The 19,458-nt window shown below is 55.8% G+C and carries 21 protein-coding genes and 1 tRNA gene; 15 read left to right on the top strand and 7 right to left on the bottom strand.

Annotated elements, in window-relative coordinates:
• Window positions 1–416 precede the first annotated feature (416 nt).
• The 5 genes from E1180_RS15110 to E1180_RS15090 are packed head-to-tail and all read left to right on the top strand — an operon-like array spanning window position 417 to window position 4,202.
• Window positions 417–716: a BufA1 family periplasmic bufferin-type metallophore gene (locus E1180_RS15110; protein WP_155192048.1), complete on the top strand. Its 300-nt coding sequence runs from the start codon at window positions 417–419 to the stop codon at window positions 714–716.
• A 15-nt stretch (window positions 717–731) separates the two neighbouring features.
• Window positions 732–1,691: an MNIO family bufferin maturase gene (bufB, locus tag E1180_RS15105; protein WP_155192047.1), complete on the top strand. Its 960-nt coding sequence runs from the start codon at window positions 732–734 to the stop codon at window positions 1,689–1,691.
• A 10-nt stretch (window positions 1,692–1,701) separates the two neighbouring features.
• Window positions 1,702–2,472 carry an HvfC/BufC N-terminal domain-containing protein gene (locus tag E1180_RS15100; RefSeq protein WP_155192046.1) on the top strand — a complete coding sequence of 257 codons (771 nt, stop codon included), beginning with the start codon at window positions 1,702–1,704 and terminating at the stop codon, window positions 2,470–2,472.
• A 38-nt stretch (window positions 2,473–2,510) separates the two neighbouring features.
• The gene (locus E1180_RS15095; protein WP_155192045.1) at window positions 2,511–3,095 is read left to right on the top strand and encodes a DoxX family protein; all 585 of its coding nucleotides are present in this window, start codon (window positions 2,511–2,513) and stop codon (window positions 3,093–3,095) included.
• A gap of 48 nt (window positions 3,096–3,143) precedes the next feature.
• Complete coding sequence (locus E1180_RS15090; protein ID WP_155192042.1) at window positions 3,144–4,202, top strand: threonine aldolase family protein; 1,059 nt, start codon at window positions 3,144–3,146, stop codon at window positions 4,200–4,202.
• A 55-nt stretch (window positions 4,203–4,257) separates the two neighbouring features.
• Here the strand turns inward: E1180_RS15090 and E1180_RS15085 are convergent, their stop codons facing one another.
• The gene (locus E1180_RS15085) at window positions 4,258–4,704 is read right to left on the bottom strand and encodes an Hsp20 family protein (RefSeq protein ID WP_155192040.1); all 447 of its coding nucleotides are present in this window, start codon (window positions 4,702–4,704) and stop codon (window positions 4,258–4,260) included.
• Between the two features lie 268 nt (window positions 4,705–4,972).
• Between E1180_RS15085 and E1180_RS15080 the strand changes: the two genes are divergently transcribed.
• Both E1180_RS15080 and E1180_RS15075 read left to right on the top strand, forming a co-directional pair.
• Window positions 4,973–5,380, top strand: a complete 408-nt coding sequence (locus E1180_RS15080) for a hypothetical protein (protein WP_155192038.1) — start codon at window positions 4,973–4,975, stop codon at window positions 5,378–5,380.
• A 119-nt stretch (window positions 5,381–5,499) separates the two neighbouring features.
• The gene (locus tag E1180_RS15075) at window positions 5,500–6,573 is read left to right on the top strand and encodes an alpha/beta fold hydrolase (RefSeq protein ID WP_155192035.1); all 1,074 of its coding nucleotides are present in this window, start codon (window positions 5,500–5,502) and stop codon (window positions 6,571–6,573) included.
• Between the two features lie 33 nt (window positions 6,574–6,606).
• Here the strand turns inward: E1180_RS15075 and hisN are convergent, their stop codons facing one another.
• Complete coding sequence (hisN, locus tag E1180_RS15070; RefSeq protein ID WP_155192033.1) at window positions 6,607–7,416, bottom strand: histidinol-phosphatase; 810 nt, start codon at window positions 7,414–7,416, stop codon at window positions 6,607–6,609.
• Between the two features lie 279 nt (window positions 7,417–7,695).
• On the bottom strand, window positions 7,696–8,541 hold the full coding sequence (locus E1180_RS15065; RefSeq protein ID WP_155192169.1) for an N-formylglutamate amidohydrolase: 846 nt from the start codon (window positions 8,539–8,541) through the stop codon (window positions 7,696–7,698).
• 251 nt (window positions 8,542–8,792) lie between these two features.
• On the opposite strand from E1180_RS15065, the gene cpdR reads away from it, so the two are divergent.
• From cpdR to E1180_RS15040, 5 genes are all read left to right on the top strand, one after another.
• On the top strand, window positions 8,793–9,152 hold the full coding sequence (cpdR, locus tag E1180_RS15060; protein WP_008196017.1) for a cell cycle two-component system response regulator CpdR: 360 nt from the start codon (window positions 8,793–8,795) through the stop codon (window positions 9,150–9,152).
• A gap of 126 nt (window positions 9,153–9,278) precedes the next feature.
• Window positions 9,279–9,353 (top strand) — tRNA-Val (locus tag E1180_RS15055).
• 149 nt (window positions 9,354–9,502) lie between these two features.
• Window positions 9,503–9,628: a type B 50S ribosomal protein L36 gene (gene ykgO / locus E1180_RS15050; protein WP_006932207.1), complete on the top strand. Its 126-nt coding sequence runs from the start codon at window positions 9,503–9,505 to the stop codon at window positions 9,626–9,628.
• 151 nt (window positions 9,629–9,779) lie between these two features.
• Window positions 9,780–10,442, top strand: a complete 663-nt coding sequence (locus E1180_RS15045) for a tetratricopeptide repeat protein (protein ID WP_155192031.1) — start codon at window positions 9,780–9,782, stop codon at window positions 10,440–10,442.
• Between the two features lie 78 nt (window positions 10,443–10,520).
• A complete protein-coding gene (locus E1180_RS15040) occupies window positions 10,521–11,543 on the top strand; it encodes an alpha/beta fold hydrolase (RefSeq protein WP_155192030.1) in 1,023 nt (340 codons plus the stop codon).
• Between the two features lie 48 nt (window positions 11,544–11,591).
• Here E1180_RS15040 and pyk read toward each other — a convergent pair whose 3' ends face one another.
• Window positions 11,592–13,028 (bottom strand): pyruvate kinase, encoded by a 1,437-nt coding sequence (gene pyk, locus E1180_RS15035; RefSeq protein ID WP_155192029.1) that lies wholly within the window; start codon window positions 13,026–13,028, stop codon window positions 11,592–11,594.
• A complete protein-coding gene (locus tag E1180_RS15030) occupies window positions 13,025–13,456 on the bottom strand; it encodes a DUF1036 domain-containing protein (RefSeq protein ID WP_155192167.1) in 432 nt (143 codons plus the stop codon). Before E1180_RS15030 ends, pyk begins: the two co-directional genes overlap by 4 nt.
• Before the next feature lie 696 nt (window positions 13,457–14,152).
• Here E1180_RS15030 and E1180_RS15025 point away from each other — a divergent pair.
• The 3 genes from E1180_RS15025 (at window position 14,153) to E1180_RS15015 (ending at window position 15,692) form a co-directional block, all read left to right on the top strand.
• Window positions 14,153–14,962, top strand: coding sequence for an N-formylglutamate amidohydrolase (locus tag E1180_RS15025; protein WP_196220607.1), 810 nt, complete (start codon window positions 14,153–14,155; stop codon window positions 14,960–14,962).
• 34 nt (window positions 14,963–14,996) lie between these two features.
• Window positions 14,997–15,293 carry a DUF1244 domain-containing protein gene (locus E1180_RS15020; RefSeq protein WP_155192027.1) on the top strand — a complete coding sequence of 99 codons (297 nt, stop codon included), beginning with the start codon at window positions 14,997–14,999 and terminating at the stop codon, window positions 15,291–15,293.
• A gap of 135 nt (window positions 15,294–15,428) precedes the next feature.
• Entirely contained in the window at window positions 15,429–15,692 is a 264-nt protein-coding gene (locus E1180_RS15015; RefSeq protein WP_155192026.1) for a DUF2312 domain-containing protein, read from the top strand.
• Window positions 15,693–15,758: 66 nt separating this feature from the next.
• Here E1180_RS15015 and mepK read toward each other — a convergent pair whose 3' ends face one another.
• Window positions 15,759–17,501, bottom strand: coding sequence for a peptidoglycan L,D-endopeptidase MepK (gene mepK, locus E1180_RS15010; RefSeq protein ID WP_155192165.1), 1,743 nt, complete (start codon window positions 17,499–17,501; stop codon window positions 15,759–15,761).
• Window positions 17,502–17,785: 284 nt separating this feature from the next.
• Window positions 17,786–19,336 carry a sigma-54-dependent transcriptional regulator gene (locus tag E1180_RS15005; protein ID WP_155192025.1) on the bottom strand — a complete coding sequence of 517 codons (1,551 nt, stop codon included), beginning with the start codon at window positions 19,334–19,336 and terminating at the stop codon, window positions 17,786–17,788.
• Window positions 19,337–19,458 lie beyond the last annotated feature (122 nt).

Genomic DNA, 19,458 nt, shown 5'->3' with positions numbered 1-19,458 from the left:
TGCCTCCGGACCCGTATTCCTCCCCGGAACCGGCATGCAGGCTACCTGATCTTACCACAGGCACGCGCGCCTAACACATGGCGTTACCGCAGCTCGATAAAAGGACAGCATGACTGTCCTATCCTAGGCGCGCGGACCATGACAGATTTCTCCGCCATCGGCAAGAGCGTTTCTTCACCATATCATTATAGATGTTTCGCATGTGGCCTGCCAAGCGTCTCTAAAAGTCCTGCGGGCGCATCTTTGTGTAAGATTGTTGCTGGATACTTGTTCGAAGGGGCGCGCTCGCGACAGGGTCACGGGCGTTTGATTTCCCATTTATCCGCATTACGAGCATGTATCAGGAGTGTCCGGCGCGAACCGAATGATAGTGCCGAAGCACCAATTTTAAGTCGGCTCGACCAGAGGAGATAGACATGACACAAAAGGCGATGACCGCAGCATTTGTAGCCGGTGCCGTTGCGACAGCAGTTGCAGGCCTGTCGGCCACCACTCCGGCCCACGCTCAAGCCAAGGAGAAATGCTATGGTATTTCCCTGGCTGGTCAAAACGATTGTAAAGCAGGACCGGGTACGACGTGTGCCGGCAGCTCGACAGTAGATTATCAGGGCAATGCATGGACCTTGGTCCCCAAGGGCACATGCGTCACCATGGAATTGCCTGGCGACCGCAAGGGATCCTTGTCCGAGCTTGACCGGGACTTGCCGGAAGCCTGATATCTGGTCATTCTGATGAATACGTTGCGGGATGGCGGTTATCTGCCATCCGGCGGGAACTCGCGGGCCATTTTGGAGCGAACCTTGAAGACCACCTCACCTGAACGGCCAAGACCAGCGGCGGATGTTCCTGCGCGAGCCGGAGCCGGCCTCAAGTCCGAGCACATAGAGACGGTCCTAAATACCTCCGCAGATGTGGGTTTTTTTGAGGTCCACGCAGAAAATTACATGGGAGACGGAGGGCGGCCGCACCGGCAACTCGAAGCCATGCGTGACCGATATCCCTTGTCGCTTCACGGGGTCGGATTGTCCATCGGTGGCGAAGGAACCCTCGACAAAGCGCATCTGGCAAGGCTTGCAGCGCTTAACAAGCGATATGCGCCAGGCCTGTTTTCCGAACACTTGGCCTGGTCGACGCATGACACCGTCTACTACAATGACCTTCTGCCCGTTCCTTATGACACTGAATCCCTTAATCGGGTTTGTGACCATATCGATGAGGTCCAGGATGTTGTAGGCCGCCAGATGCTGCTGGAAAATCCGTCGACCTATATTGCCTTCGAGCAAAGCTCGATGAGCGAACTGGACTTTTTGAAACAGGTTGTTGCGCGGACCGGCTGCGGCCTTTTGCTCGACGTCAACAATGTCTATGTTTCCGCTATAAATCACGAAAGCTGTCCACGGGATTATCTGAATGAATTTCCCATGGAAGCAGTGGGCGAGATTCACCTTGGGGGACACGCTCCCGACACGGATGATCACGGCAGGCCTTTGTTGATTGATGCACATGACCGCGAGGTCGATGATGCCGTATGGTCGCTTTATGCCTTTGCCATTGAGCGGGCTGGGGCTGTTCCGACCTTGATAGAATGGGACAACGACGTCCCGTCGTGGCCTGTCCTGTTGGAAGAGGTCGAGGCCGCTGACCGCCTAATGCAGCGGACCCTTTCCGCGTCTTATAAAGAAGCAATGTAAAGAGCGCGCGATGCCGGTATCCACTGTTAGCGCTGCAGAATTCAGTTCGGCTTTGTTGAAGCCTGACGAGGCGGCGCCGCGCGGAATTGTCGGCCCCGATGGCGACATCTCACCGAAACGGTTCAATGTGTACCGCAACAATGTCGTCGTAAGCCTGTCAGAGGCTTTGGCGCAAACATTTCCCGCTGTTCAGAATCTGCTTGGCGATGAGTATTTCCAGGCACTAGCCAGAGCATTTGTAACAGTACATCCGCCGCAATCACCTGTGTTGCTGTGGTATGGTGCCGACTTCCCGGCTTTTCTGGAGGCTTTTCCTCCTTTGGCGGGCTATCCGTATCTCGCTGATGTCGCGCGTTTGGAGTGGGCATGGCTACAGGCCTATCATACAGCTGATTGCGGGCCGTTGGACCCTTCCGTGGTCGTTGCGATTGCTCCCGAACAGCTGGGAGCCGCGCGATTCGAGCCGCATCCGGCATCTGCGCTTATTGTGTCCGAGTTTCCGATTCTCGATCTCGTTCGCCAGAACCGATTTGAAAAAAACGATACAGTTTCTGTCGACTTGAAGCAGCCACAGCAGGTGCTGGTGACCCGGCCTGAGCTTGATGTGAAGATGACTTTCGTTCAGCACAGCAATGCTGTTTTCATGGATCTGCTTTTGAAGGGGCGCACGCTCCAGGAGGCCGCCGAAGCCTCTGCAGCGGCGGATCCGGAATTTTCGTTGTCCGGCGCTCTGTCGGACTGTTTCTCTAGCGGTGCATTTAAAGATATCATTGTGCAATAGGCCAAGCGCCACGCACCAGCTGCGGTAAGGGGGTAGTTATGGGGGCACTGATCGGATTCTTCGTCAGGCTTTATACAGTTGTATTTGGGACGCTCGAGCAGCTCACCAATGGTTGGCTCTTGGGGCTTGCATCACGCGTGATTTTCGCTGCCGTCTTGTTTCAGTTTTTCTGGAATTCTGCGCTGACCAAAATTGGCGGCAATTTCATGAACATCTTTACGCCGACAGCCGGTGCCTACGCGCAAATGCTGCCGCAGCTTATGGAGCAGGTGAGTTACGACACGAGTCAGATCGCTTTTTTTCCCTATGGACTGATTGTTCTCCTTGGAACGTGGGGCGAATTCATTTTGCCGGTTCTGGTCGTGGTTGGCCTGTTCACGCGGGCGGCTAGTCTTGGAATGATCGTGTTCATTGTGGTGATGTCTTATGTCGACATCACAGGCCACGGTGCGGATGCCAAAACGATTGGCGCTCTGTTCGATGGCGATCCTTATTCAATCATCGCAGATGACCGGCTCATGTGGATTTTTCTTCTGCTCGTTCCAACCCTGAAGGGACCGGGTGCGTTATCCCTGGATTGGCTGCTTGGACGATCCTATCGGAAGCGCGAAATGTACTACTGATCCGGATTACGGGTTGCCGGTTCCAAGTGTGAGTGCTTAAACCGGCCTATGAATTTTGCCAGTGACAACTGGGCGGGTGCGGCTCCGGCGGTGATGTCGGCGCTGACCCGCCATAATACGGGCTACGCGCCCGCTTACACATCAGATCCGCTTACCGAGAGCGTCGCTCAGACATTCAACGAAATTTTTGAACGCGACGTTGCCGTTTTTCAGGTGGCAACGGGAACCGCTGCAAATGCGCTCGCCTTGGCCGCCTATGCCAAGCCTGGGGGAGTGGTGTTCTGTCATCGCGATTCGCATGTGCAGGTCGATGAATGCAATTGTCCGGAGTTCATGACAGGCGGCAATAAGCTTGTCAGTGTCCCCGGGGACTTCGGCAAGATGACGCCAGATTCGCTGCGATCATCCATGTCGGCATTTCCCGATGGCGTTGTTCACCATGGACGCGTTGCCGCTGTTTCACTCACGCAGGCAACGGAGTGGGGCACTGTCTATACGCTTGATGAAATCGCAGCACTCAAAGAGGTGGCTGCCTCCCGTGATGTGCCGCTCCATATGGACGGGGCCCGGTTCGCCAATGCGCTCAGCACGCTCGGGTGCTCTCCTGCCGATATGACCTGGCGTGCCGGTGTCGATGTTCTTTCCTTCGGAGCGACAAAGAACGGATGCTGGTGTGCGGAAGCTGTGGTGTTTTTTGATCTAAAGGCTGCCGAAGGCTTTGAATATCTGCGCAAGCGCGGCGGGCACCTGTTCTCGAAGAACCGCTTCTCCGCGGCCCAGTTCGAGGGCTATTTCGAGGACGGCAACTGGCTGGGGACAGCCGCTCACGCAAACGCGATGGCCCTGCTGCTGGCAGAAGGAATTAGAGCGGCGGGCGGGCGGACTGCGTGTCCGGTGGAGGCAAATGAAGTGTTTCCGATTCTCAAGCGGAGCCAGTTTGAACAGCTTCAAGCCGCTGGTGCAAAGCTTTACGAATGGCCGGGAGGTGATCTGCCTGATTCGATCCGGCCAAGTGACGATGAGGTCTGCCTGCGCATGGTCACTTGCTTTGCAACCACAAGCGAAGATGTCGACGCGTTCCTAAATACGCTGAAACCGGCCACTTAAAACCAAGGAAGCGCCTTGAGGCAAGGCGCTTCCAAAACAATCTTCAGTTCAACGCTTAATGGGCAGTCGTTTCGATCTGCTTCGCCGTGTTGGACGTGATCTCGATTTTACGCGGCTTCATGGCTTCCGGCAATTCGCGGACAAGGTCCACGTGAAGCAGGCCGTTTTCGAGGCTGGCTCCGTCAACACGGACGTATTCCGCAATCTGGAAGCGGCGCTCGAACGTGCGCGATGCGATGCCGCGATAAAGAATTTCGCGGTTGGAATCCTCTTCGCTTTTCTCGCCCTTGATCGTCAGGACGTGCTCCTTGGCTTCCAAGGAGAGCTCATCCTCGGAGAACCCGGCGACGGCCATGGTGATCCGGTAGGCGTTTTCACCCGTGCGTTCGATGTTGTAGGGCGGGTAGCTTGGTGTATCCGCACCGGCGTTGTCCAGCATGGAGAAAAGGCGGTCAAAGCCGACGGTGGAGCGGTAGAGCGGTGTCAGGTCGAAGTGACGCATGATTATGTCCTCTATTTGAGCAACTGATACTTCACTGTTTCGTTGTGCGGCTCCCCCATACAGGCGGGAGCAGCGTGTGATGCAGACCCTATTGGCGCCTGCAATGGGAGAGGTGGGAATTGGTCGATTTCTTGTCAAGAGGAGACAAGTGGTCCGTTGCTTTGGACATGAACCTGCGATGAACGGATGCTTCCGGTTGGGTTCAAACGCAGTCAGGCAATCTCCTTTCATCGTCAGCGAAGCGCTGGCAAGGACAAGGAGACATGTAATGTTCAAGACCGCATCCAGTATCGCCGCCCCACTTGCCGCAATTGCTTTCCTTGCAGCTGCATCCGTGTCCAGCAGCGCGGCTGCTTCGCCCGGACACACAAAGCTTCTTGGGCAGGATGTTGCCTCGGAACGAATTGTTCAGGTTGATCATCGGCATGGAGGGCGCGGATGGCGCGGTGAGCGTCATTGGTACGGGCACAAGATGAAGCCACGCCAAATCCGCCGCAGCCTTCGCCACCAGGGATACTACCGGATCAAGATTCTGGACAAGCGCGGCCCCGTCTACATTGTGAAGGCCCGTGGATGGCGGGGAATGCCGATGAGACTGGTGGTCGACAGCCGTACCGCACAAGTTGTTCGCAGCCGGCCGATCGGACAAGGTTACTACCGCACCTACGGATGGTAAGCTTTTGCCGGACTTGTAAAGTCTTTCGGGCCGGTTCCTTGGGGGACCGGCTGGAAGCCTATTGAGGCGGTCGTTTTTGGCTTGTATCAGTTGGGTGTCGAGGTCGAGACCGGATTGCCATGAGCTTATTGATTTCAATTCCTGAAAACCCGGTTCCTGATGGGGCAAAAAGCGGTGTCATCGTCACGCCGGACAAAGTGAGACTGCGTTTCGCTCATTGGCCGGCAACCGGCAGCCGCCGACTTGGAACGGTTACGCTTCTTCAAGGGCGGTCGGAATTCATAGAGAAGTATTTTGAGATTATCTCCGATCTGCGTGAGCGTGGCTTCAACGTCGTGACGTTCGACTGGCGTGGCCAGGGCGGATCACAGCGCATGACCCGTAATCCGAAGCGCGGCCATATCCGCAGCTTTGCAAAATTCAGGCTGGATCTGCGGACAATCCTGAAAGAAGTCTCGTTGGCAACTTACTCGGGCCCGCATTTCGCGGTGGCGCATTCAACAGGGGCGCTGGTTCTCCTTTCAGATACCGAGCGACTGCGAACGATGCTGGACCGGGCGATATTGACGGCTCCCTTGCTGGGGCTTGCCAATAGCGGCAAGGGGTTTTCCATCAAACGCTTTTTGGTGAGCGTCCTCAGCCTGGGCCTTATCAGGAAAAAGCCACCCAGGTCCGCGTCCGCACGCAAACCTCCGCTTGCTGAAACGATTGGGTTTCCGCTAGCCTACTTTGCAGCATTAATCGGCCTTGGGCGGCTCTTCGTGCCGGGCGGCAACTCCCAGATCCTTGTTCCCTTCCACACAAACCGGCAGACGTCCGATCAAGCGCGGTTTGACCGGTTTAACAAGGTTCTGGACGTCGCGCCCGATCTCGGTATTGGGTCTCCGACACTCGGTTGGTTGAATGCAGCCGCCAGAGCCATGAAAAATCTGCGGCTGAGGAATGCCGGCCCCAATGTGCGGCTGCCGTGCCTTGTTCTGGCCGCAGGGAATGACCGTATCGTTTCGACGCCTATGATCGAAGATTTCGTGTCCCGCACAAAAGCGGCAACTTACATCGAGATTCCTGGGGCCGAACACGAATTGATGATGGAACGCGATGTTTTCAGAGATCAGTTCTGGGCGGCATTCGATGCGTTTCTGCCAGGATTTGAGGCCGAACAGGATCTTGCACGAAGGGCGGGTGCCGAATAGCCAACCAAGGGTTTGAGCTTGCTGCTTGATGGATTAGGCGGATGCAGCCGCTGACAACTCCTTGAGCAGAAGGTCGTGGAGCCTGGGATCACCGCTCGCGACGATCTGGCCGCCATCTGCCGGAGATCCACCAGTCCAGGTCGTGACCACTCCGCCTGCGCCCTCGATAATCGGTACCAGCGCAACGATATCATAGGCTTGCAGGCCGGATTCAATGACCGCATCGCCCTGGCCGGCAGCAACCATACAATAGGCATAACAATCTGTGCCGTACCGGGTCAGTTGTGCTATTTGTTCTATTTGGTCGAAGACGGGTCGCTCAACCTGATTAAAAAGCGCGGGTGTGGTCGTGAAAACCGTCGCGTTTTCAATGCCCGTGCAGGGACGGCACGTGAGTTTTTGTGTACCTAACGGGCCTGAATACCACGCGCCACTGCAATCGCCTGTGAACCGTTCCCCGATATAGGGCTGCAGCATCATGCCCAGCGACGGTTTTTTCGAACTGCAAAGGCCGATAAGGGATCCCCACGTTGGCAGTCCTGTGATGAACGCGCGGGTTCCATCAATCGGATCAAGAACCCAGACGTGCTCGGCCTCCAGGTTCTCAGGGCCATGCTCCTCGCCCAAAATGCCATGGGATGGGTATGTGCGGTTAATCAGATCACGCATGGCCAATTCGCCGTTCTTGTCGGCAATGGTGACCGGATCAAACCCTTTTTCCAGTTTGTTGTCGATCGCTGATCCCTGCCGGAAATGGGGCATAATGGCAGCGCCAGCGGCGTCAGCAAGTTGTTCCAGAAACTGCGCAAATATATGAGAGCTTTGGGGAACGGCTGCTGTCATGAGGTGGCTCCAGAGCGGGCGGGATACAGGGATCTGTTCGGTTTTTCGAACGTTTGGGCTTCTATAACGTGATTTGCCGAAAATTGGATCGGTAAAACATGACGCCTTGCTCATTATTTGAGCAAGGCGAACGGGGCTCCAGCCTTGATTTTTGTGCGATGCAATGCGACTTTATTGCGGTGCGGTACGTTCTACCGCATCGCCCTCCTTGGGCGTTTCCTCCCTAGACTCGGGCCGCCTCGTTAGAGTGCGGCCTCTTTTTTATTTCAAGCGATGGAATTATTCGGCTGCGATCGGATCGGCGAATAATGATGCGTCCGGCATGCTGGTGAGCTCCTGCACGAACTCGCGCAAATCATGAAACAGTGTCCCAAAGCCCGGCGTGAGTTCTTGAGTTGTCTCATTCACGTAAAGGCCCCGGTTGATCTCGATCTGAAGGGCATGCAGCCCGCCAGCAGGGCGGCCGTAATGTTCGGTGATAAAGCCGCCGGCGTAAGGTTTGTTCCGGCTGACGCTGTATCCCATCCTGGTCAATATGGAGCTTGCAAATTCGGTAAGCGCCCCGCCACAACTGGTGCCGTAGCGGTCGCCTAGCACGAAGTCCGGACGTGTATCTGTTGTCTGGCATTTCACGCTGGACGGCATGGAATGGCAATCGATCAGGACCGAATATCCAAATGTCACGTGCGTTTGGGCGAGAAGCCGTCTGAGCGTCGAGTGATAGGGCTTGTAGATAGTTTCGATGCGGTTGAGAGCAGCCTCCACAGGAAGCTTGTGCCTGTAGATCTCGTGATTTTCGCTCACGATACGGGCAACGGTTCCAAGCCCGCCGGCAACTCTGATGGACCGGATGTTGGCGTAGGACGGAAGCCGTCCATCGAACATCTTCGGATCAAGTTCATAAGGTTCCCGGTTCACATCAAGATAGGCTCTTGGAAAATGCGCTCTGAGCATGGGGGCGCCCAGCGGAACAACGTGAGCGAAAAGGTCATCCACATAGGCATCTTCCGAACGTCTTATTGACACCGCATCAAGCCTTGAGCCTTCGACAAAGCTCTGCGGATACTGCCGGCCCGAATGGGGAGAGTTGAAAACATACGGAAGGCGCTGGTCTGCCGGGCACAGCACCTCAAAAGGTGGATGGCCGTTAAAATCCGCTTCTGTGTCCGGTTGAGGAGAAGACCAGGTTCCGTTTTGCAAATGCCGTGTCCCGCAAATTTGAAGCTGCCATGGTGCCAAGGAATCAACACGCAGTCCACAGTGCCTTTATCAAAACCTCAGGAGAACCAATTCTCTCTATCATTCTGTGCAATTCGGGCTATAACCGGCAAAAGGTACACTGCACCAGTCATTGTAAAGGAACATGGTCACTTAAAATGCCGCGAATCCTTTTAGCTGAAGACGATAATGATATGCGCCGCTTTCTTGCGAAGGCGCTGGAAAATGCCGGTTATGATGTTGTTTCGTTCGATAATGGCAAAAGTGCCTATGAGCGGCTTCGTGAAGAACCTTTTTCCTTGCTGTTGACGGATATTGTCATGCCGGAAATGGACGGGATTGAACTTGCGCGCCGGGCGACGCAGCTCGATCCTGACCTAAAGGTTATGTTCATTACAGGGTTTGCAGCGGTTGCACTCAACCCGGAATCCGATGCGCCTAAGGACGCCAAAGTGCTGTCCAAGCCGTTCCATTTGAAGGATTTGGTGCAGGAAGTGGAGCGGATGCTGGCGGCCTAATTAGGGACGGGCGGCCGAACTCCGAAAATTCGGCAGTCTTGTCAAAAAGGGGGGTTGCACTGGTTAGCGTTCCCCGTTATATCGCACTCCACCACGGCGTTGGGACGCCGGACTACCGAGAAATTCGGGCGTGTAGCTCAGCGGGAGAGCACTTCGTTGACATCGAAGGGGTCACAGGTTCAATCCCTGTCACGCCCACCATTATTGCGCAGGGTGATCGATACACAGTGCGCAGGTTGGCCAGAAATATAGCGCGGTAAGACAGCTGTTTCCGGTCTGACTTAGTTGAACATGAGCGCCTTGGGCGCTCGTTTGGTTTAAAGAAGCAGGACCCTCCAGGGGGCAGTGACATGAAGATCAAGAACTCGCTTAAAGCTCTGATGACCCGCCACCGCGACAACCGCATGGTTCGCCGTAAGGGCCGCGTTTACATCATCAACAAGAAAAACCCGCGTTTTAAAGCACGTCAGGGCTAACACTTGTTGAGAGTGCATCGCCGGTAAACCGGCATTCTGGGCTCGCGGTGGATTGGCTTAGCCGCCATATATAGACCGGGTTCAGCTTGCACAGCGCCTTTGAGTCAAATTCCAGGATTGACCGCCGCATTTCACGACCCATAATCGTGAGATGCGGATTTTTGCGTTTACAACAGCTTTGCTCATTTGCTCTGGTTTCGCTCTGGCCCAGCCGGTGCCGGATTTGGGCCCCGACGTTCAGCCTCCTTCGGCTGAAGACTTCGATGCACTACCCGACGTGCCAGAGGACGAGGGCGGGCAGGTTGTTGTTGAAGAGGATGGCGGTGATGAAGAAAAATCCCGCATCGACCAACTGTTTGCCGATCTCGCGGAAGCCGATGAACCCGGCACGACACAGCGGGCGGCCCGTGAGATACAAAGGGCCTGGATGGATTCCGGCAGCCCAACAGTCAATCTGCTGATGGCACGGGCCGGTAAGGCCATACAAGCGGACGATCATGCCCTGGCCATGGATTTGCTTGATACCATCGTGATCCTGAAGCCGGACTATGCCGAAGGCTGGAACCGCCGGGCAACCGTCCATTACATGCGCGAAGACTTTGGAAAATCGCTTGTGGATATCGAGCGCGTTCTTGCTCTGGAGCCCCGGCACTGGGGCGCTTTGTCGGGTCTCGGCATCATTCAGCGCCGTTTGGGCTTCGAGGACGATGCCCTAAAGACGTTCCAGCGCGCACTTGCGATTCATCCGGGCCTTGAAAACGCAAGTGAGGCCGTAGAAGACTTGCAAAAGGGTGCGGACGGAGAGCCGACCTAGTGGGGCGCAAGCCCTGCAAGCAGCTTCTCATCTGCTCTGCAGGTTGATAACCTGGCTACCTGGCCCATCTCATGTGTCATGATCATTGCAGCTTTGACGATTTTGGCCGTCGTCTGTGCGCTATATGGCTACACGCACGTGCGCGCTTACCAGATATCCCGCAATTCAGCACCGGATGGTTCGTTTGCCACGCTTAATGGCACACGTCTTCACTATCACTTTCTACAGTCTGACGTGGCCGATCGAGACACTGGTCCGGTCCTGGTCTTTCTGCATGGCGCTAGCGGGAACGCTTATGACAGCCGCCTGGCCTTTGAAAGCACGCTCAAGGACAAGTTTTCGCTTTTGTTTATCGACCGTCCTGGCCTCGGCTTTTCCAACCGGTCTCACGCGGACCAGAATACGCCGGAAGGCCAGGCCAAGCTTATCAGCGCATTGTTGTCCGAACTTCAGATCCACGATGCGATCGTGATTGGTCATTCGCTGGGCGCTGCGGTTGCCGCGGCACTGGCGATGGAAGAGCCGCAGAAGGTAAAGGGCGTGGCTTTTCTGGCTCCTGCCACCCATCCCTGGCCAACTGAAGTGAATTGGTATTACCGATTGGCGGCAACGCCGGTGGTTGGCAAAATTTTCTGCTGGACATTGACGCTTCCTGTTGCCGAGCGCGTGATGCCGAGGGCAGTAGAAAACGTTTTCAAACCGCAGCCGGCACCGGGCAACTACGTCTCTGAAATCAGGGCTGACTTACTGCTGGTGCCGGATGTCTTCCGCTCCAACGCTTTTGATATCGCCAACCTGAAAGCCTCTGTCATCGCGCAATCCGAAAAGTACCGGTCGATCGGTCAACCGGCCCTGATTGTAACCGGCACCGCGGACAGTGTTGTGTGGCCTTCGATCCATTCTGAGGGGTTGCTTCAAGATCTGCCGGATGCCGAATTGTTGATTTTGGACACAGCGGGACACATGCCGCATCATACTCACACAGATGCAATCCTGAGGGAATTGAACCGTCTTGTTCGGCGTGTGCAAGATCGCTCGGCTGAAACCAGTGAGAGGGAATGCCGTCCGGTGCCGGGGATGAGGTTGGAAAACGCGCACTAAAAAAGGCGGCCGAAGCCGCCTTTGTGAGCATGCGAAACGATTAGATCGTCAAATGCCACCTTGGCCGTCGTTCCCAACGAACGCAATCCGCAACATGTTGGTTGATCCGGGGGTTCCAAACGGAACACCGGCCGTGATGATGATCCGCTGGCCCGGCTTCGCGAAATCCTCTGAATAGGATATCCGGCAGGCACGGTCGATCATATCTTCCTCATTGGCTGCATCTTCACTGACAACGCAGTGCAGACCCCAGCCAAGGGAAAGGCGGCGGGCTGTTGAAAGAACCGGCGACAGAACAATCACCGGAGAGGCAGGGCGTTCACGCGATGCCCTCAGGCCTGTTGCCCCTGATGTCGTGTAACAAACGACGGCCGCCAGGTTGAGTGTTTCCGCAATCTGCCGCGCTGCGGCTGAGATTGCATCGGCGCCGGTGGCTTCCGGGTCGGTCCGTTGCGAGTGGATGATGTTGCGGTAGTTGGAATCCTGCTCCACTTGCTGCGCAATCTTGTCCATGGTGGTCACGGCTTCAACCGGGAAATCGCCTGCAGCAGATTCGGCGGAGAGCATGACCGCGTCCGCGCCTTCAAAAACAGCCGTTGCAACATCCGATACTTCAGCGCGGGTCGGTACCGGTGAGGTGATCATCGATTCCAGCATCTGGGTTGCAACAACAACCGGCTTGCCGGCGCGGCGGCAGGCTCTCGTGATGCGCTTTTGAAGGCCGGGAACCTGCTCCAGCGGCATTTCAACGCCCAGATCTCCCCGGGCGACCATGATCGCATCAGATAGCTCGATTATTTCGTCCAGGCGGCCAATTGCCTGCGGTTTTTCGATCTTCGCCAGAACCCCGGCGCGTCCGCGGGTAATCTTGCGGACTTCAGCCAGATCATCCGGCCGTTGAACGAAAGACAACGCAACCCAGTCGACATTCTGATCCAGGGCGGCGATCAGATCCTTGTGGTCCTTCTCCGTCATCGCGCTGGTCGCAATTTCCGAGTCCGGGACGCTGACGCCTTTCCGGTTCGACAATTTTCCGCCAACAACGACTTCGGTCACGGCCTTCGTCGGGTTCGCCTCAATGACCTTGAGTTGAATTTTTCCGTCATCCAGGAGGAGCCGGTGTCCCGGTTCCAGCGCTTGGAGAATTTCCGGATGGGGCAAGTGAACCCGGTTTACGTCCCCGTCCGACGTGTCGGCGTCGAGAGTAAACTTTGCGCCATTTTCAAGCATCACAGGTCCGTCTGAAAACGTTCCCACGCGCAGTTTGGGTCCTTGAAGATCAGCCAATATGCCGATCGGACGCCCTATATTCTCTTCCACAGTCCGGATGCGGCTGACCAGCATCTTCAGACGATCATGATCAGTATGGCTCATGTTGATGCGGAACACGTCCGCACCCGAGCGATACAGTTTTTCGATGATGTCTTGTTCTGAGGAGGAGGGACCGAGAGTTGCTAGAATTTTGACTCGCCGGTTTCGCCTCATCGCCCACCTGTCCCTTGTTGCACGGGTTCTGTCAGCTGGACCGTCCAGCTGCTCTGTTCGCCCGTGTCGATTTCAAAAAAGCCTGTCCGCTCATAGCCGCGAGCCACGCAATCCTCGATCCCGCGAATGGTGAATTCCTTTTCACGGGTGCACATGAACGCGCGCCCGCCCCACTCGCCGAACTGATCATAGTCAACTGCGTAGATGTAATAGTATCGTGACACCAAAGCGCCCGGCACCAGTGTTTCACAGGTGTTGGAGGAAAGGTTCCACCAGCCCTCGGTGACCCAATCGGCATTATCCTTGTATCCGATTGCTACGCCGACCTGGCTGTCTGTCTTGTTACACAGACGCAAGTCGGCTTTTGCCTCACCACTGAGTGCAGGAAGCAGCAAAAGGCTCAGGAGACATACAGTCGCCGTCGGCATAGACACAAAGCAATGTGCCCGAGGCCGTCCCTGGCGCCGTTCCCGTACCTTAAACATATGCAGTCGTTCACTTTGCTGCTTGTTAGACATTCGCTTTTTGCGTGGACAAGGGGGGCTTGTCAACGTCGTTAACAAGATATGTTGGTGCTTTCGCCCATCCTTATGCACGAAAATCCCACGGCATGAAAGCCGCAGGTTTCCAAGGTCTCCTATGACTGGACAATTGGGGCGGGAACATGACCAAAGCGGCATCCATGATGCCTAGCGATCGGAAAATGGTATATAAAGCATTGCTATCCACGAGGAATTTCGTTTAGGCGGCAATCCGGTAGCATCATTTTACCCACCTCAGATTGATCGATTCGCTTCAATTTCCGCCATGATCGATGATTGCAATCAGACCATATTCTGAAGTGTCAAATGAGCGGCCCTGAATAGAGCATTGCGCCCCTTTAAGCTGCCCCTACGAAACATGTCGGCCGGTTTAAAAACCGGGCCTGGTGTTTTGAGTTGAACCCGGATGCTGGAGACCTTGAACGCAGGGATTGAAAGCTGGCGGACCACGCTGTGATTACCTCGCGGGCCTCGCGCGAGGATTGCTGTTCGATGTCTGGCGAGATGCGTTTTTTGTCCAAAACACATGCAAATCCTGATAGGTCAGCGTCCGAGAGCCGCTCAACTGATAAAATGGCAAAGATGAACCAAGCAGCAGACCCGTCCGCGATTGATTTTCCGCCCTATGAGTATGTGACTGGAGATCCTGGGTCCGGCCTTCTTCTGCTCTGCGACCATGCGTCAAATGCCGTGCCGCCCGAATATGGTGATCTAGGCGTGCCGGCTGAGCAGTTTGAACGGCACATTGGTTATGACATAGGGGCCCGTGCCGTGACGCTTGAACTTGCAAAGCGTTTGAATGCCCCGGCTTGCCTGACAACCTATTCCCGATTGCTGATCGATCCAAATCGTGGGGAGGACGATCCAACGCTCTTGATGCGGTTGTCAGATGGCGCCGTCGTTCCAGGAAATGCACATGCCGATCAGAAAGAACGAGAGCGCCGTATCAGCCGTTTTCACAAGCCCTATCACGATCTGATCGAGACAACGCTTGACCTGTCGCTTCAGTCTGCGCCGCCGCCGGTTGTGGTTTCCATCCACAGCTTCACACCGGTGTGGCGCGGTGTTCCGCGTCCATGGCATGCAACGGTTTTGTGGGACAGCGATCCAAGGGCTGTAAGGCTAATGCTTGATGGTTTGCGCCGGCAACCTGATCTGGTTGTCGGTGATAATGAGCCTTATGATGGAGCGCTCAAAAACGACACAATGTACCGGCATGCAACCCGCCGCGGTCTGTCTCAAGTGCTTCTGGAGCTTCGCCAGGACCTCATAGCCAACACGGGTGGACAGCTGGAATGGGCGGGCCGTTTGGAGCCAATATTGAGAGAAATCGCACAGGATGCGGAGTGCCGAACCATTCAGTTCTTTCGCTCCCGGTGCGATGCCGACTGAAACCACCGCTTGTTGGATGAAAAGGACCCTGGATATGGATGATCAAGAAAAGCTCGAGCTCGAAGCTGCGGTTTTCCGGCGTCTTGTGGAGCATCTGCGCGCACGCACGGATGTTCAGAATATAGACATGATGAATCTGGCAGGGTTTTGCCGCAATTGCCTTTCAAACTGGTACCAGGACGCTGCAGCCGAGAAAGGTCTTGATCTTGATAAGGCCGGGGCCCGCGAGCTCGTTTACGGCATGCCTTATGACGAGTGGAAGAGCAAGTATCAGACGGAAGCGACAGCCGAGCAAAAGGCAGCCTTTGAGAAGAGCAACACCCATAACTGACAGGGGGGCGTCCGTGTCTAATGCGTCTTGACGGTAAGGCGCAAAACTGGCACGGCACGGCCCGCGTCGTCCTAATTCCGCCGATCATGCGGATCATCAGCAAACGCGAGAAAAACAAGAAGGAGTTGTACACTCATGTCCGATCCGGGTGGAGTGGCCGCAGATCAACTGCGTGCATTCATCGAACGCATTGAGCGGCTTGAAGAAGAGAAAAAAGTCATTGCCGACGACATCAAGGATGTCTATGCGGAAGCAAAGGGCAATGGCTACGATGTGAAGATTCTGCGGAAGGTTGTTTCGCTTCGCAAGAAGCAGCCGCACGAGCGCGAAGAAGAAGAGGCTGTGCTTGATCTTTATCTGCACGCGCTCGGTATGGCCGGCGCGCCTGCCGAAGGTTAGTCCTTCCAGCCTTAGAAACAAAAAGAGCGGCTGATGCCGCTCTTTTTTTGTTTGAATGAACGAGGATTAGCGTGCGTATCGGATCGGCAGCACAACAATGGCTGGTCCATCAAACCGGTCCGTTCGCAGATTGCCGTATGGCCTGCGCTCGAAGGAGGCCGATACAAACCTGTTTCCTGGGAGCATCACGTTTTCCATCTGCCTTTGGTTGGGGTGGCTCAGCCAAGCGAAATCCTGGTGGCGTGTTGTCCCTGTGCCGGAAAGAAGGGCAGGTTCACTTTTGTCGGGCAAGCTGGCGAACCCTGCTAAAGGATCGACGATCTGGTCTTTCGGAATGCGGCCCGAAACAGAGGCGGTTGCAGGCCGGTTCCGGTTTTCCTCCACGGCTCGTGAGGGGCGTGCTGCTTGCGGTGTGTCCGGCGAAACTGACGGCCGTAAACTGCGTTCAAGCGCTGGAGGTGTTGCGGTGGGAGATGCATAGGCAAGCGTCGTTTCCGGGCGCGGGGCCGGTGCAGGAGACGGAGGCGCCGTGCCGGTGGCTGCGGCAATCGCAGCGACTGCATCTCCGGCAGGTGCCGCCCGCGGCGTTGCAGTTGTGGAAAGCCCCAATTCAGCAGCCGCTTCCTGTGCTGCAGCGCTCAAGCTAGGTGTCGGTTTTTCGGCAGGCGCCCTTGCGATCTGGAACCTTGCGTCAAGCGGCTGGCTTGCGGCAGCCGGTCCTCCGGTCTCAAGTGTTTGGCGCTGGGCATCCAGCGTGTTCGGGGCGGGGGGCGGAGACGCGCTCGCAACAACCGCAGCAGTTGCCGACAGCTCGGTTTCCGGCTTAAGCGTTGGAGCTGCGCTTGCAACAACTATCGGTGTTGTTGGCTCGTCAGGCACGTCGATAAATTTTTTCACTGGTACGGGCGGATTGTCGACGATCGGTGAGGGGGCGGAAGCTACCGCGCGAGCCGGCTGGTTGCCGATTGCCCCTGGCCGCGTTGCCGTTTCCTGATTGTCCCCGGCCCCGCCAAAGAGGCGGGCAAAAAGATTTCCGCCTTCAGGAGCTTCTCTGCCAGAAGTCGTCGTGTCCTCGCGGCTGTTGGTTAGTGATTGGTTGCGTGTGTTTGCTGGCCGCGATGTCGATGTGTCTCGTGATGCGACAATTGTTGGTCTGGATTTCCGCCTGTTGCCGGACTTCGCTTCGGCCAGGGCAACCTTGTACCCCTTCATCGGCTTGCCATCGGACGGGATATGCAATGTCTTGCCATTCGGAAACACTCTCGCGAGCTGAGAGCGGCTCATCTTCGGCCAGTGGCGAACACTGCCGGTATCCAAATGAACAAATGGCGAGCCTGAGCGCGGATAATAACCAACTCCGCCGACTTGCTTACGTAAGCCTGCTGCCCGCAACTTGGAGACCTTTACACCGGGAATGTAGAAGTCCATGGCCTTGCCAAGGGTGTGCTGGCTGTTCCGGGCCACGCCAGAGGACCGTTTCCGCAACATATTATTGGTTGCCGGCGAACGGTAGCTTGAGACGACGTGAATGTAGTCCCGGGCGCCCACTTTCCGATAGACTTCCCAAACAAGATCCAGCAGTTCGGGATCAATTTTTGTGATTTCGTTACGGCGCCAATCGCGCAGGAATCGGTTCGCTTCGCGCAGGCCGCCAGACAGATACCGCCCATTCTTCTTGAATGTGATCGACACCCGTTCCTTGGTATGCGTGTTGTAGAGCTTCAGTGTGCGGGTTTCTGCAAGAGCGGAGATGCTAAAACCCGTTGCCAGAATAGCAGCAGCTCCGAGCGCTATTGCAGCGCGCTTCATCCAGACGACGGCGCTCAATTCACCTAACCGTTTCAGCACTCTCAAGTCTCGCCGTTTTGATGGCTTGCCGCCCATCGATGCTCCCCAGCAGGAGCCGTACATTAGCCACCGCAAGTTAAGAAGTTTTTACCTTAAAAACGATCGCTTGGAAATCGTGGCAAAAACGTAACATATCGGCGGTGAGACGAGCATGTACCGCAATGCCCGTCGGCCCAGCTCTCCCGATACCTCATGATTATGACGAAAATCGTCCAACCGGTTGAATGCATTCTGATTGTCCAAATTCAGGCGGCAGCATCCTTGCCATTATCATCGAGGCCGTATTCTTTGAGTTTGCGGTAAAGTGTTGAACGGCCGATGCCTAGCCGTTTTGCGACTTCGGTCATTCTGCCCGAGTAGTGGGTGATTGCAGCGCGAATCATCTCTTCCTCAACATCAGCGAGTTTGCGCACGTGCCCGTCATGATCCAGATTGCGCATGAAACCAAATGGGGCTTGATGCTCGAAGCCGGACTGCGGCTGCTCCGCCTGGATTGGCTCGCTTATCTGCGTTCCCGGTGTATGCGGGGCGGGGGCATGGTGCGGTGCAGGCGTTGCTATCGGCGCGCTGTTTGATGGGACGCCCGACGGCGCAGGATAATCCATTGCAGAGGTGACCTGCGGAAAGTCATGTGCGGTCAACTGAACGCCATCACAAAGAACGACTGCCCGGAACACGGCATTTTCAAGCTGGCGAATGTTCCCCGGCCATCTGTATTGCTGGAGAAGGTCAAGGGCGTCAGGCGTTATGCCGGCGACTTGCGGCTTTCCGGCTTCTGCCGCGAAACGCGCGATAAAATGACGCGTTAACGCCGGAATATCTTCTATCCTGTCGCGAAGCGGGGGAATCCAGATCGGAAAGACGTTCAAGCGGTAATAAAGGTCTTCTCGGAAGGCGCCGTCCTTGACTTGGTCGATCAGCCGCCGGTTCGTGGCAGATATCAGCCTGAAATCAACCTTCACGGGGCGCCGTGCACCAATCGGATCGATTTCACCTTCCTGTAGCGCGCGCAGCAATTTGACCTGGACATCCTGCGGCAGCTCGCCGACCTCATCCAGAAAAAGAGTTCCGCCATGGGCCTCTTGGAATTTGCCGACATGCTTGTCGACTGCGCCTGTGAACGCACCTTTTTCATGCCCGAACAGGATTGATTCCACCAAGCTGTCCGGAATGGCTCCGCAGTTGACCGTCACAAGCGGCTTGTTTCTGCGGTCACTGGAACCTTGAATGGCGCTCGCAATCATCTCCTTGCCGACGCCGCTTTCACCTTCGATCAGAATGGGGATGTTCGACGAAGCCGCCCGCTTGCCAAGATCCAGCACCCGTTCCATGGCGCTTGAACGCGTTATGATGTCGGCAAACGTCAAGGTGCCTGAGGCATGCTTGCGAATGCGGGTAATCTCGTCTTCCAGAGCCGATGTCTTCAGAAGATTGCGAATGGACACATTCAAACGTTCGGGCGCGACCGGCTTGACGACAAAATCCTGGGCGCCAGCATTCATGACGCTCACCACCGTATCAATGCCGCCATGAGCCGTCTGAACAATGACGGGTGTGGGAATTTTATCTGACCGAAGCCTTTCCAGGACCCCCAAGCCGTCGAGTTCGGGCATGACCATATCCAGAATAATGAGGTCGATCTCCCCCGCTTCCGGGCCGGTCATGATCCGTACGGCTTCGGCGCCATTCGTGGCGGATTTTGACCTGTACCCAAACTTCTTGACCGCCTCCTCCAGAAGCCGCCGTTGGATTGGGTCATCGTCCACGATCAGGATCCGGCCATTTACAGCTTGCATTCTTGTCGCTACCCGATTTGATTTTGTCTCGTTTCGAACCATTCTGGTCGGATTTGGGTAAACAATTCCTCCATGGCGGTTCAAAAAAAATCCGGCATACTGATTGCCGGATGCAGTGGCCG

It is taken from the genome of Roseibium denhamense, assembly GCF_009711415.1.
Taxonomy (GTDB): Bacteria; Pseudomonadota; Alphaproteobacteria; order Rhizobiales; family Stappiaceae; genus Roseibium; species Roseibium denhamense.
Note: the sequence above shows the minus strand (reverse complement) of the source record. Positions and strands in the feature narration are given on the sequence as shown.

Bases quoted from the DNA above. Each gene is read 5' to 3' on its own strand.
- E1180_RS15110 (WP_155192048.1), top strand. From the start codon at position 417: ATGACACAAAAGGCGATGACCGCAGCATTTGTAGCCGGTGCCGTTGCG.
- bufB (WP_155192047.1), top strand. From the start codon at position 732: ATGAATACGTTGCGGGATGGCGGTTATCTGCCATCCGGCGGGAACTCG.
- E1180_RS15100 (WP_155192046.1), top strand. From the start codon at position 1,702: ATGCCGGTATCCACTGTTAGCGCTGCAGAATTCAGTTCGGCTTTGTTG.
- E1180_RS15095 (WP_155192045.1), top strand. From the start codon at position 2,511: ATGGGGGCACTGATCGGATTCTTCGTCAGGCTTTATACAGTTGTATTT.
- E1180_RS15090 (WP_155192042.1), top strand. From the start codon at position 3,144: ATGAATTTTGCCAGTGACAACTGGGCGGGTGCGGCTCCGGCGGTGATG.
- E1180_RS15085 (WP_155192040.1), bottom strand. From the start codon at position 4,704: ATGCGTCACTTCGACCTGACACCGCTCTACCGCTCCACCGTCGGCTTT.
- E1180_RS15080 (WP_155192038.1), top strand. From the start codon at position 4,973: ATGTTCAAGACCGCATCCAGTATCGCCGCCCCACTTGCCGCAATTGCT.
- E1180_RS15075 (WP_155192035.1), top strand. From the start codon at position 5,500: ATGAGCTTATTGATTTCAATTCCTGAAAACCCGGTTCCTGATGGGGCA.
- hisN (WP_155192033.1), bottom strand. From the start codon at position 7,416: ATGACAGCAGCCGTTCCCCAAAGCTCTCATATATTTGCGCAGTTTCTG.
- cpdR (WP_008196017.1), top strand. From the start codon at position 8,793: ATGCCGCGAATCCTTTTAGCTGAAGACGATAATGATATGCGCCGCTTT.
- ykgO (WP_006932207.1), top strand. From the start codon at position 9,503: ATGAAGATCAAGAACTCGCTTAAAGCTCTGATGACCCGCCACCGCGAC.
- E1180_RS15045 (WP_155192031.1), top strand. From the start codon at position 9,780: ATGCGGATTTTTGCGTTTACAACAGCTTTGCTCATTTGCTCTGGTTTC.
- E1180_RS15040 (WP_155192030.1), top strand. From the start codon at position 10,521: ATGATCATTGCAGCTTTGACGATTTTGGCCGTCGTCTGTGCGCTATAT.
- pyk (WP_155192029.1), bottom strand. From the start codon at position 13,028: ATGAGGCGAAACCGGCGAGTCAAAATTCTAGCAACTCTCGGTCCCTCC.
- E1180_RS15030 (WP_155192167.1), bottom strand. From the start codon at position 13,456: ATGCCGACGGCGACTGTATGTCTCCTGAGCCTTTTGCTGCTTCCTGCA.
- E1180_RS15025 (WP_196220607.1), top strand. From the start codon at position 14,153: ATGAACCAAGCAGCAGACCCGTCCGCGATTGATTTTCCGCCCTATGAG.
- E1180_RS15020 (WP_155192027.1), top strand. From the start codon at position 14,997: ATGGATGATCAAGAAAAGCTCGAGCTCGAAGCTGCGGTTTTCCGGCGT.
- E1180_RS15015 (WP_155192026.1), top strand. From the start codon at position 15,429: ATGTCCGATCCGGGTGGAGTGGCCGCAGATCAACTGCGTGCATTCATC.
- mepK (WP_155192165.1), bottom strand. From the start codon at position 17,501: ATGAAGCGCGCTGCAATAGCGCTCGGAGCTGCTGCTATTCTGGCAACG.
- E1180_RS15005 (WP_155192025.1), bottom strand. From the start codon at position 19,336: ATGCAAGCTGTAAATGGCCGGATCCTGATCGTGGACGATGACCCAATC.